Annotated in this window: 9 protein-coding genes; 2 read left to right on the top strand and 7 right to left on the bottom strand. The window is 67.0% G+C overall.

All coding sequences use genetic code 11. The features are described from left to right. Both FRC96_RS11180 and FRC96_RS11175 read left to right on the top strand, forming a co-directional pair. On the top strand, positions 1–977 hold a 977-nt coding region (locus FRC96_RS11180), incomplete at its 5' end, for a PEGA domain-containing protein (protein ID WP_146974579.1). A 6-nt stretch (positions 978–983) separates the two neighbouring features. Further along, complete coding sequence (locus tag FRC96_RS11175; protein WP_146974578.1) at positions 984–3,002, top strand: Eco57I restriction-modification methylase domain-containing protein; 2,019 nt, start codon at positions 984–986, stop codon at positions 3,000–3,002. A 38-nt stretch (positions 3,003–3,040) separates the two neighbouring features. Here the strand turns inward: FRC96_RS11175 and FRC96_RS11170 are convergent, their stop codons facing one another. The 7 genes from FRC96_RS11170 to FRC96_RS11140 form a co-directional block, all read right to left on the bottom strand. Beyond that, complete coding sequence (locus FRC96_RS11170; protein WP_146974577.1) at positions 3,041–3,781, bottom strand: hypothetical protein; 741 nt, start codon at positions 3,779–3,781, stop codon at positions 3,041–3,043. A gap of 81 nt (positions 3,782–3,862) precedes the next feature. Beyond that, positions 3,863–4,702, bottom strand: a complete 840-nt coding sequence (locus tag FRC96_RS11165; protein ID WP_146974576.1) for an OmpA/MotB family protein — start codon at positions 4,700–4,702, stop codon at positions 3,863–3,865. Positions 4,703–4,875: 173 nt separating this feature from the next. Then, complete coding sequence (locus FRC96_RS11160; protein ID WP_146974575.1) at positions 4,876–6,294, bottom strand: SDR family oxidoreductase; 1,419 nt, start codon at positions 6,292–6,294, stop codon at positions 4,876–4,878. Further along, entirely contained in the window at positions 6,269–8,029 is a 1,761-nt protein-coding gene (locus FRC96_RS11155) for a hybrid sensor histidine kinase/response regulator (RefSeq protein WP_146974574.1), read from the bottom strand. Before FRC96_RS11155 ends, FRC96_RS11160 begins: the two co-directional genes overlap by 26 nt. 160 nt (positions 8,030–8,189) lie before the next feature. Beyond that, positions 8,190–8,999, bottom strand: a complete 810-nt coding sequence (locus tag FRC96_RS11150; RefSeq protein ID WP_146974573.1) for a CheR family methyltransferase — start codon at positions 8,997–8,999, stop codon at positions 8,190–8,192. Beyond that, positions 8,999–10,648, bottom strand: coding sequence for an amidase (locus tag FRC96_RS11145; RefSeq protein WP_146974572.1), 1,650 nt, complete (start codon positions 10,646–10,648; stop codon positions 8,999–9,001). Before FRC96_RS11145 ends, FRC96_RS11150 begins: the two co-directional genes overlap by 1 nt. After that, positions 10,648–11,439: an enoyl-CoA hydratase-related protein gene (locus tag FRC96_RS11140; RefSeq protein WP_146974571.1), complete on the bottom strand. Its 792-nt coding sequence runs from the start codon at positions 11,437–11,439 to the stop codon at positions 10,648–10,650. The genes FRC96_RS11145 and FRC96_RS11140 overlap by 1 nt, the downstream gene beginning before the upstream one ends. Positions 11,440–11,466 lie beyond the last annotated feature (27 nt).

Here is an 11,466-nt window from a genome sequence, read left to right as displayed (position 1 = left end):
CGGCGCTGGCCGCGATGGTGGTCTGGCTTTTCAGCGCGACGGCGTTTGCCGCCGATCCCGATCAGATCTTTGACGAGCTGAGTGAAGCCGAGAAGGTCGAGCTCATCGAGCTTATTGACGCGGGCAGCGCGGCCTACGATGACGGCCAGTTTCAGCAGGCCGCCGACATCTTTCACGAGGCCTACGAGCTGGCGCCCCTGCCGGACTTTCTCTACCGCCTGGGCCTGGCCTACGAGCGGCTGGGTGAAGACGCGCGCGCCGTCGAGTATTACCGAAGTTTCCTCAACCAGGTTCCGCAGGCTGAGGAGCGCGGTCGCATCGAGAGCACCATCGAGGTCATTGAGCGTCGACTGGCCTCGCGGGCGAAGACGGCGGTCGAGGTGATCACGCGCCCCGAAGGGGCGCGCGTCTACGTCGACTCCAAAGAGTCGGGCATGCGCGGGGTGACGCCCATCGATCTCAACGTAGAGGCCGGAAGTTACACCCTCTTCATTGAGCTTGAGGGCTACGAGCCGGTCGAGGAGCGCGTGCAGGTGCCCGAGGGGCAGACCGTGGTGCTGCGCCTGGGGCTGGACCCCGAGCGGATGGTCAGCCCGGCGGAGCCGTCGTTTATGCGCTCGACCTGGGTGCCGGTCACGCTGGCCGTGGTGGGTGTGGGGGCGCTGGCGCTCACTCCGATCTTCAGCAGTGAGGCGGAGGCGGCGGGTCGCGAGGGCGATGAGATCCTGCGCCGCCCCGAGGGTCGCACTGCCGCTAACAACGCTGCCAAAGAGGCCGCTGACCGCCGTGAAGCCACCTACAACGGTCTGGCCATCGCCTCGCCCATCGTCGGTGCGGTGGCGCTGACCTCGGCCGGAGCGATCTTGATGTGGCAGCTCCTCTCTGACGACCCGGCTGAGGAGCGTGGCGTCAGCGCGATGGGCGTCGGCCCGATGGGCGAGGACGGCATGGGCGTGGGGATTCAGGGGCGCTTTTAACTCGCTATGACTCGTCCTCCTTCCACCCACGAGAGCGCCCGCGCTGCCGAGGTGATCGCGCGCACCGAAGCCCTGTTGAGCGCCGCGCTGGCGCGCGGCGAGTGGGTCGATGCGGCCGACTGGCACCGGGGGTTGATTGTGGCGGCGGCTGGCCGTCGGGCGCGCCTGCTCGGGGTGAGTGAGGCCGGGCTCGATGCCAAAGATGCCCTGAGCGCCGCATCCCTGGCCGACCTCCTGAGTTGGCCCGACGCGCTTTCTGGCGATGCTCACGTGCTCGGGTGGATTCATCAGGGGTGGTCGGCGCTGGGACGGCTCAAGAGCTTTGAGGCGCATGTGCAGCGCGGCGAGCGCCACGGCTCCGCGACGGTCTCCACTCAGCTCTACACCCCGCGCTGGGTGGCCGACGCGCTCGCCAGGGGCGCGCTTCAGGGGGCCGATCTTCGCCGGGTGCGCATCCTCGATCCGGCGGTCGGTGGCGGTCAGATGCTGCTCGCTGCCCTCGCCGCGCTCATTGAGGCGGGCCTGGAGCCGGCCGAGGCCGCGACCCGCTTGTGGGGCTGGGAGCTCGATCCGCGGGCGGCCGAGGTGGCGCGTTGGACCCTGAAACTCGAGGTGGCGCGTCGGCTGGGAGGTCGCGACCCGCAGCTGGAGCACCAGATCGACGCGCAGATCATCTGCCGCGACGCCCTGCACGGCGACGCCCCGGCCTTTGAGGTCGTGCTGACCAACCCCCCTTATATGGGCTGGCGCTCCATGCCGGCGGAGCTGCGCGAGCACCTCAAGGCGCACTACGCCCCTTTTGAGCGCGATCTTTACGCGGCCTTTATCAAGCGCTGTCAGGATGTGGCGACGCACGCGGTGGGGCTGCTCGTGCAGCAGGGGATCTTCTACCTCAAGCGTTTTGAGGCCGCGCGCACCGCGCTGCTCGGGGCCGGCGCGCTCACCGACTTTTTGCACCTGGGCCCCCGGGCCTTCTGGGGCCTGAGCGGTGAGAAGGCCAGCGTGGTGGCGTTTGTGCAGCGCATCGATGCCGAGAGCGAGCAGCCCACGCGGGTGTGGGATCTGCGGAAGGCGCGCGATCCGCTTGCGAAGGCACAGCGCTTTGCCGACACCACGCCCGAGTCATTTGTGGCGAGCCGGGCCGCCTCGGTGCCCGGCCGCCCCTTTTGCTATGAGCTGCCCGAGGAGCTGTTGCGCTGGTTTGATGAGGCCGCGCCGCTCTCGGAGATCGCCGAGGTGCCGGGCGGCCAGAATAAGACCGGCGCCAACCGCCGTTATGTGCGCCCCTGGCACGCGGTGAAGGCCTCCGCGATCGTCGCCGCCCCCGGGCTCTTTGAGCCGCCCTCAGACGGCGGTGGTGAGGGGGCGGGGCGCTGGCGTTTCTACAGCAAAGGTGGGCGCTTTGCCCCCTGGTGGGGCAACTGGGAGTGGGTGGTGGACTGGTCGGACGAGGCGCGTGAGTATTACGCGACCAACCGCACCTCCAACCTGCTCAGCGAGCGCTACGTGGGGCGCGAGGGCATCTGTTACACCGACTTTGCCGGGGGGCGATTCAACGCGCGGTGGATGCCGCCCGGATGTGCGTTCGATATGACCGGGCCGGCGATCTTCGTGCGTGATCCGTGGTTGCCGGGGCTGCGCTTTGAGGAGCGCAACGCCGCGCTGCTGGGCATCCTCAACAGCGCGCCGGCGCGGCGCTTGCTTAAGGCGCTTAACCCCACGCTGCATTTTCAGGCTTCCGATGTGCGCGCGCTGCCGGTGCCGGAGATCAAGGAAGCGCAGGCGCGCCGGGTTGCCGCCCTGGTCCTGGAGATCGTCGAGGGAGTGCGCGCGTTGCATCAGCGTGTCGAGGGCGATGTGCGCTACGATCCGCAGGCGCTCCCGGAGGCGCAGGCCCGGGCGTTGCTCGCCCGCCTCATCGAGCTGGAGACCGCACTGGAGGCCGAGATCGCGGCGCTCTATCAGGTGGCAGTGAGACCGCTGGAGCGCACCTCCCTGAGCCACCACCACGCGCTGGGGGCATGAGTTAAACGCGTGGAAGGCTCACGCTCCCCGAGCGCGGCTCAGCCCATACGCGAGAGGCGGAAGTAGACGGCGGTGACCAGGGTGTCGACGCGCGCCGGCCAGTCCGGGTAGGCGGCGGTGAGCTCGTCGAGGCGCGCGTCAAACTGGCGCAAGAGGTTGCGCTGGTCGCTCAAGACCTGATTGACCTGCGACCAGCCCGCGGCGCTGAAGAGGGTGCGGCGGCGGGCGTAGTCGGCCTCGATCTGGCGCACATTGGTGCGGCTGGAGGCGATGAACTCGCGGTGGTCGGCGATCTGCTCGGGCATCGCCGCCAGGCGCATGCGCAGGCTGCCTTTGAGCAGGCGGATCTGGTCGATGAGAAAGAGCAGGCGCAGCGCGTCGTTGCGCGCCTCCAGGGGCATCAAGGCGATCTCGGCGTTGAGGCGATCGAGGTGCGCCGGTCGGCAGGTCAGAGGCGCGGCGCTGCCCGGCACCGGCGTGGTGCGCTCCCGGCCGCTGTACTCGGTGTTGAGGCAGGCCACCGCCACCAGCCGAAAGAGATCGATGGGGAAGGCCTCGTTGTGCTCGCGGTTGGTCAGCGTCGAGAGCGAGAGGAGCAGGCTGTCCAGGCGCTCAATGTCCTGGATGATCGCCGACTCGGCCTCGTGCACCGAGGCCAGACGCGTGACCGTCTCATCGCGATCGAGCGCCAGATCGGGGGGAGGCGGGTCGGGGACACTGGCGCAGGAGACAAAAAGCAGCCCGGTCAGCGCGATGAGAAGCAGCGAGGCAAAACGCATGAGGTGTCTCGGTGCAGCGAGCGGCGCCGGCCTGAACACGTCGGCGGCAATGTTCCGGCGCGCTCGCTGCGCGGGTGAGGCTTAAGAGCCCTCAAAGACATCGTCGGGCACCGAGGGCAGCTCTTCGATGTTGGGCATCAGGATGATCTCAATGCGGCGGTTGAGCGCGCGCGCCTCACGATCTTCGTTATCGGCCACCGGGTCAAACTCCCCGTAGCCGGCCGCCGCGAGGTTGGTAGGATCGACGCCCTGCTCCTGCAAAAATTTAACGACCTCCACCGCGCGGGCCGTCGAGAGCTCCCAGTTGGAGGAGAAACGCCCCGAGCTGATCGGCACGTTGTCGGTGTGCCCGGCCACCAGGAAGTTGCGGTCGTCGACCTCCTGGAGCACCGCGGCCAGCTCCTGGAGCGCCAGTCGGCCGTCTTCTTTGATGTCGGTGCGACCCGAGTCGAAGAGGATGTTGTCGGCGAGCTCAATGACCATGCGGCCCTCGCGGATCTTCACGGTGAGCTGGCCGGACTCGACCATCGAGGCCAGGCGGCTGGCCAGGTTGCGGTACTCTTTGAGGCGCTCTTCGGTCTGGGCGCGGGCGCGGCGCAGCTCGTCGAGCTCGGCGCGCGAGGCTTCCAGGGCTTCTTCCAGACCGCCGGCGCGCGACTCATAGAGGTCGAGGTCGCCGCGGGCCTCGCTGAGCTCGGTCTCCAGGGCGAGCTTGTCGTTTTCGAGCTTGGCGATGCGGGCCTCCAGCGTCTCGATCTGGCCGCGTAGCTCTTCTTCCACCTCGGCCTTCTCGCGTTCGGTGGTGGCCAGCGCGACCTTGGTGTTCTCCATATCGCGCAGCATCGCTTCGTGTTCGTCTTTGGGGACACCGCAACCCATGAGCAATGAGGCGGCGATCAGGGCGACAAGCGTCTTTTGCATGACGTACTCCTGGCAAGTTGTACCATCGACGTGCAGAGCTCCCCGGGCCGCATGCGCTCGGTGGTGGCGAGCGTCATCGTATTCAGCGTTGGGCAGGGGAGGAACATGGCGTCAAGGGTAGCGTCAACCGGGGGTGGGGGAGAAGGCTGTCGACGCCGGCTTTACGTTCTTTTTCACGTCGGCGGGGCGCTCAAGCGCTCCAGGTGGCGTTTGAAGCGTGCGACGACCCAGAGGTGAAAGAGGGCCTGGGTGAAGCGGTAGAGCACCCAGGGCAGGCGCGGCTCGAAGTCGTGAATGGCGACGATGAGGCGGTCGGTGTGGGCGATCTGGCGAAACTCCAGGCGTCCGCGCTGGGGTTTGCGGGCGAGCATACCACCGGTGATCCAGAAGAGCTGGCGGTCGGGGGCGCTGACCTCGGGCGCCAGGGTCAGCTCAAGGATCGGCCAGGGGATGGGACCGATGAAGAATCGCGCCACCGAGCCGCCGGCGTCATCATGGGTGTGGGTGGCGCGGATCAGAAAACGCAGCGCCGTGGGGAGCCAGCGCACGTACTCGTGGGCGGTCCAGCGGGCGTCTCGCCCCTGTGGCAGCGGAAGTCGTTGCACCGAGCGCACCAGCGAGGGCAGGGGAGCCGGGGAGGGGGCCACTCTGGCGAGCGCCCCGGCGTTCTCGTCGGGGTGCAGGCAGGCATCGAGCGCGTCGTCCAGCGCGGTGAGAGGGCGGTGGCAGCGGGCCTCAAAGGGGAAGTCGCGGGGGTGATGGGTGGGCGTCTGCAGAAGTTCCTGGAGGATGTCCAACCACTCCTCCCCCACTGGCGAGGGGGAGGGCGTCAGCGAGCTCAAAAGGCCCGGCTCGCGCCATCTGGGGGAGAGGTCCTGGCGCGCCGCCAGAGCCTCGACGAGGGCTTGAAAGCTGATCGTCTCGGGGCCGTGCAAGGCGTAGCTGCCTTCGTACGCGTCGGGATCGGTCAGGATGGCCAGGCAGGCGTCGACGACGTCGCGCATGGCGATCGGGGCGAGCTCGGCGGTGTAATAGGGCTTGAGCTCGGGGTGGGGGCGGCTGGCCAGGGCCAGGGCCTGGCGGGTCAGCGCGCTGCGCGGATCGAGGATGACCGGCAGGCGCAGGGTAATGACGGGCACGCCGTGGGCGCCGAGGGCATCGGTGATCTCGCGGGTACGGCCCAGATCGTGGGTGGCGTTGGGCGGGGTGTCGCAGCCCACGTAGAGGATGTGCGAGAGGCCGTGATGGGCGGCGGCGCGTCCGAAGTTGTCGGCGCAGAGCACGTCGAGGTCGTCGAGGCGGGCCTGGATCAGGCGCGCGCGGAAGCGGGACTGGTGGACGGCGTAGACCGCGAGCTCGGCGTCGCGGAGTCCCTCGAAGGTCTCTTTGCGCGAGAAGAGGTCGACCTGGCGTGTGGTGCCCACCCCGGAGAGCGTCTCGTCGGGGCGGCGGGTCAGGCCGATGGTGTCGATGTGTGCCGGGAGCCGGGCAGTGAGCGCGCGGCCCAGCGCGCCGCGCGCGCCGGCGATCGCCAGCCGGCGGCGATGGGGGGGCGAGGGAGGCGTTTCATCCTGGAGGGGGGGAGGGGTCACTGCTGGGGTCAAAGCTCGGTGTGGAGGAGGTGTGGGGCGGTGCGATCAGAGCAGAGACGATCTCGACGAGGCGCTCCGGCGTAAAGGGCTTTTCTAAGAAGGGAGCGTCGATGTCGATGCCGCGCTCCCGGCAGACCGACTCGTGGTCGTGGCCCGAGATGTAGAGCACGTGGGTGTTGGGGTGGGTCTTGAGTACCCGCTCGGCCAGCTGGCGTCCATTCATCCCGGGCATGGTCACGTCGGTGAGGATAAGATCAAGTGCGCCGGGGTGAAGCTCGGCGATCTCGACACCCTCGGCCGGGGAGCTTGCGCTGAGCACGCGGTAGCCGGCGGTGCTCAGCACCATGGTGGCCAGCTGGCGAAGATCGGTCTGGTCTTCGACCAGCAGAATGGTCGGTGTGGGCGCCGGACTCTCCTCGGCGCGCGCCGCGTCGATGCGCGGGGCGTAGATCAAAAACGAGGTGCCCTTGTCGATCTGGCTGACCACGTCGATCACACCCTGATGTTGGCGCAGGATCCCCTGTGACGTCGCCAGCCCAAAGCCATGGGTCTTGTCGGAGCTCTTGGTGGTGAAGTTCGGGTCGAAGATGCGGGAGACGGCGTCCTCCGGGATGCCGTAGCCGGTGTCCTCGACCTCCACCAGCACAAAGGGGCCGGGCTCAATGTCGAGCCGCGCGGCGGCGCGTTCATGAAGTTGGATGTTGCGGGTACGCAGGGTGAGCCGACCGCCCTGGGGCATGGCCTCGCAGGCGTTGATGACCAGATTCATGAGCACCTGCTTGAACTGCGCGGCGTCAAAGCACGTCTCTCCCAGAGCGTCGTCGAGCGAGAGGTTGAACTCAATGTCGTCGCCGGTGACCCGGCGCAGCATCGACTCGATGTCGCGAATCGTCTCGTTGAGCACCATGCGCGTGGGCGAGGGCGCGCGCTCCCGGCTGAAGGCCAGGAGTTGGTCGATGAGCTCGGAGGCGTGGTGGCCTGCTTTGTGGATCTGCTGGGCGTGGGCGAAGAAGGGGTTGGAGGAGGGGAGCTGGTTCATCGCCAGCTTGGAGTAGCCGATGATCAGCGTGAGCAGGTTGTTGAAGTCGTGAGCGATGCCGCTGACGAGCCGGCCCAGCGCCTCCATCTTATGGGCCTGGCGGAGCTGATCCTGAAGCGCGACGCGCTCGCGCTCGGCGTGCTGTTGATCGTTGATGTCCATCACGATGGTGCGGCAACAGGCCGGGGTGTCGTTATCCCCTTCGACCACCACGCTGGTCAGACGAAGGTGGGTCTGGGAGCCGTCGGGAAGGCGCGCGACGACGTCGCATTTTTGAAGCTCACCACAGCTGAAGGTCTTTGCGAGATGTGCCTGAAAACGCTCGCGACTCGAAGGCGTGAGCAGCTCGCCGAACGAGGCTCGGAGCAGCTCCTGGCGGGTCAACCCCAGATGATCAGCGGCCATGAAGTTGAGCTCATCGATCACCCCTTCGGCGGTCAGTGAGGCGTAACCAATCGGGGCATGAAAGTAGAGATCGATGTAGCGCTCGCGCGTCGACTCCAGCTGGGATTGGTAGCGCTTGAGCTCCTTATTTTGCAGGTCGAGCTCGATATGATGGAGCTTTAGCTCACGGATCAGCTCCTGAGGATCGCGCGCGGAGACGCCGTTCTCATCGCCGGTGCTCAGCATGGTCTCGGCCTGAGCACGAAGCTCGTGTTGAGTGAGGCCTGTGATGCCGCCTTCATTTGGATTCATAGCGTTACCGTGGGCAAACAAGAATGGTCAGCCAGAGGGTGGACGCTCCCCGCCACGAGAGTCGACGCGGTACAAACGGCGCTTGTCTAAGAGTGCGCTCAGATTATGACAGAAAACGTTGATGTGCAACCGTCTTAGCGTCTCTTCCCCCCGGTTTTCTCTAGGATCGGCGAGCGTAGATGCTGTGCTCAGCGTCGACCAACGCGAAGAGGGCCGGCAGCGAGGATGCTGACTCGTAGGCGCCCAGAAAGAGCAGCCCGTCGGGGCGAAGTGCGTGGTGAAGACGTTCCAGCAGCTGAACCTGAGCCGCTGGCTTGAGATAGATGAGCAGGTTGCGGCAGCAGATCAGATCGAAGTGTCCCGGGGGCGGGCCTCGCAACACATCGCTGACCTCGTAGCGGATGCGTTCCCGATAGCGTTTGAGCAGGAGAAAGCCATGCGGAGAGGGCGCGAAGAACTGACGACGGATCGAGGCGGAGAGATCGCGGATCTGCTCGGTGCTGTAGACGCCTTCGCGCGCGCTGTCGATGGCGTGGGGGTTGATGTCGGTGGCGATCAGGGGCTCGGGCTCAGGCAGACCGAGCGCCTCGCATAGTCGCTCCAGGAGGATGAAGATCGAGAGGGCTTCCTGGCCGGTGGAGCAGGCCGCCACGTAGGCGCGCAGGGGGGCGGCGTGCGTGCTGAAACGTCGAGCCAGCTGGTGGGAGAGGGTCTCAAAGGCCTCCGCGTCGCGGAAGAAACCGGTCACCCCGATAAAGGCCTCGTCGAGCATCGCGCAGGGCTCGTGGGGGGCCTCTTCCAGGTAGGAGAGGTAGGCAGCAAAGGAGGGCAGATCGAGCGCCTGCAGGCGTCGTTCAACAGTCTCGCGGAGGTGCTCGGTGCGGTATGGCGCCAGGTACACTCCGGAGAGGTTGGCGATGCGGGCGATGATCTGGCCGACGATGTCGTGTCCAATGCGCAGGGTATGCATCAGGCGAGCTTCAGGTAGTCGGCGGGAGCGGGGAGATGGTTAAGTCCCATGCGCTCGCCATGGGCCAGGGCGGCGATGATCGACGCCTCATCGAAGGCGGCGCCGACGAATTGAAGGCCAAAGGGCAGCTCTTTGTGGCGGCCGATCGGGAGGGTGCCCGCGGGAAGCCCGCTGATGTTGGCCAGGAAGGTGAAGCGGCACATATCGCGGGTGCCCTGGTCGTCGAGAAGTTCAGCGCCAGTGAGGCTTAAGTCGTAGGGGAGCGCGGTGGTGCGTGTGGTGGGCAGCGCCAGCAGATCGACATCGTCGAGAAGATCGCGCAGGCGCTCTTTGAGAAGCTCACGGGTGCGCTGGGCGGCAAAAAACTCATCGGTGGTGATGGTGCGCAATGACGCCATCATCACGCGCACCTCTTCTGAGAAGTCAGCCGGGTGCATAATGAGGTGGTCAGCGAGGTTGGCCAGAGTCTCCAGCCCAATGGCGAGCACCCCGATGGCCAGGGCGTGTGCGGCCAGGGGGAAGTCAACCTCGACCAGGGTGGCCCCTTCGGCGGCGAAGCTACGGAGCGCCTCGAGGGTGGGTTGTTGCAGCGCCGGATCGAGCGCGTCAAGCTCATCGGGGATGTAGCCGATGCGGCAGCCGCGCACGCCGCGCCCCAGCGCGGCTTTCCACTGCGAGGTGCGCTCCGGGTGATGCGGTGCCCAGCGGCTGGCCGGATCGCGGGGATCGGGGGCGCAGGCGGCGCTTAAGAAGTCGACGAGATCCGCGGTGGACTGACCCAGCGGCCCCATCGACGAGACCGTGCCCGCGCCGAAGGCGTCGCCGCTGCGGCTGATGCGCCCGAAAGTCGGTTTGATGCCCAGAAGACCGTTGAGTGCTGAGGGGATGCGGATCGAGCCGCCTCCGTCCGAGCCCAGCGCCACCGGCGCCAGCCCCAGGGCGACGGCGACCCCGGACCCCGTCGAGGAGCCCCCGGCGCCATGCTGGGAGCTGTAGACGTTGCGCGGCATCGCAAAATGTGGCGAGAAGCCCGAGGGGTTCATGCCCCACTCGGTGGTGTGCGTGCGTCCGTAGAGAAGGGCACCTTCGAGGCGTAAGGCTTCCACCACAAAGGCGTCGCGGCGGGCGACCTCGCTGAAATAACGGGTGCCGCAGCGAAGCGGAAGGCCCTCCATCTCCACCTGATCTTTGATCGGCATCGGGATGCCATCGAGCTCGCCAAGCGGCTCGCCGCGCGCCCATCGCTCCTGACTGGCGTGGGCCGCTTCCATGGCGCGTTCAAAATCCGTGCAGACAAAGGGGGAGTGCGCCGCCTGGCCGAGGCGACGCGCGCCGAGCTGGTGCTGGATGCTCTGAAGCACCTCCACCGGGGAGGTGTCGCCTTGTTTAAAGGCGTCGCGAAGCATCGCGGTGGTGGTGCGACCCGGCGTGCTGGCGGGACGTCCGAGCTGCTGATCCTGCCAGCCGCGCTTGCGGGTGGGGTGCAGGGGCTGGGGGTCAAAGCGCAGCGGGCCGCGTTCACTCGGGGGAAGATCGAGGAGGCGGTCGATGCCAAAGTCGCTCAGCGCCTGCCGGCGTAAGAGCAGCGCGCCGGCCGGAGTTTCGGCGGCGCGCCTGGCGAGCGTGAGCGCGGGTCCGGTCAGACGCATCACGACTCCTTGCGGCTTTGAATCGCGCCGAGCAGAGACTCGACGGCGTCTTCGTGTTCCTGCGTGCTCTGAATCAGCCCCTGCAGGGCGGCGGTGATATGCAGCGCGCTCTCCAGGTCGCGGTTGACGCTGCGGTAGAGGGCGGTCTTGGCCATGCGCACCGCCTTGGGGGGCAGCGCGGCGATCTCACTGGCGAGCACGTCGACCCGGGCCTGAAGTTGGTCGTTGGCGACGACCTCGTGAACCATGTCGATCTTGAGCGCCGCCTCGGCGTCGATGACGCGCGCGGTGAGGATCAGCTCCAGCGCTTTGCTAAAGCCTACGGTGCGCGTGAGCAGGTAGGCGCCGCCGTCACCCGGGATGAGCCCCACTTTGGCGAAGGTCGAGCCGAATTTGGCGCGCTGCGCGCTCACCCGAAGATCGCACATCAGCGCCAGCCCCAGCCCGGCGCCGATCGCCGCCCCGTTGATCTGGGCGATGGTCGGCTTCTCAAAGCTGTCGAAACGACGCGGCAGAGTCTGCATCCCGCGCAGGTAGCGCTGGCGAAGCTCCACCGGATCGCCGGAGAACATCCCGCTGTGATCGCGCATCGCTTTCAGATCGCCACCGGCGCAGAAGGCCGAGCCTTCCCCGCGGATCACCACCACGCGCACCTCGGGGTCGAACTCGGCCTCATCAAGGCTCTCGGTGATGCCTTTGATCATGGCGTCCGAGAAGGCGTTTCGGGCCTCGGGGCGGTTGAGGGTGATGCGGGCGATCGATCCATCGACAGCGTAGAGCACATCCGACATGGCAGACCTGAATGTAAGAGGGAAGAA

The organism is Lujinxingia vulgaris, from assembly GCF_007997005.1.
In the GTDB taxonomy this organism is placed as follows: domain Bacteria; phylum Myxococcota_A; class Bradymonadia; order Bradymonadales; family Bradymonadaceae; genus Lujinxingia.
The sequence above is the reverse complement of the archived record's forward strand: the minus strand, read 5'-3'. Positions and strand labels throughout refer to the sequence as shown.

Bases quoted from the DNA above. Each gene is read 5' to 3' on its own strand.
- FRC96_RS11175 (WP_146974578.1), top strand. From the start codon at position 984: ATGACTCGTCCTCCTTCCACCCACGAGAGCGCCCGCGCTGCCGAGGTG.
- FRC96_RS11170 (WP_146974577.1), bottom strand. From the start codon at position 3,781: ATGCGTTTTGCCTCGCTGCTTCTCATCGCGCTGACCGGGCTGCTTTTT.
- FRC96_RS11165 (WP_146974576.1), bottom strand. From the start codon at position 4,702: ATGCAAAAGACGCTTGTCGCCCTGATCGCCGCCTCATTGCTCATGGGT.
- FRC96_RS11155 (WP_146974574.1), bottom strand. From the start codon at position 8,029: ATGAATCCAAATGAAGGCGGCATCACAGGCCTCACTCAACACGAGCTT.
- FRC96_RS11150 (WP_146974573.1), bottom strand. From the start codon at position 8,999: ATGCATACCCTGCGCATTGGACACGACATCGTCGGCCAGATCATCGCC.
- FRC96_RS11145 (WP_146974572.1), bottom strand. From the start codon at position 10,648: ATGCGTCTGACCGGACCCGCGCTCACGCTCGCCAGGCGCGCCGCCGAA.
- FRC96_RS11140 (WP_146974571.1), bottom strand. From the start codon at position 11,439: ATGTCGGATGTGCTCTACGCTGTCGATGGATCGATCGCCCGCATCACC.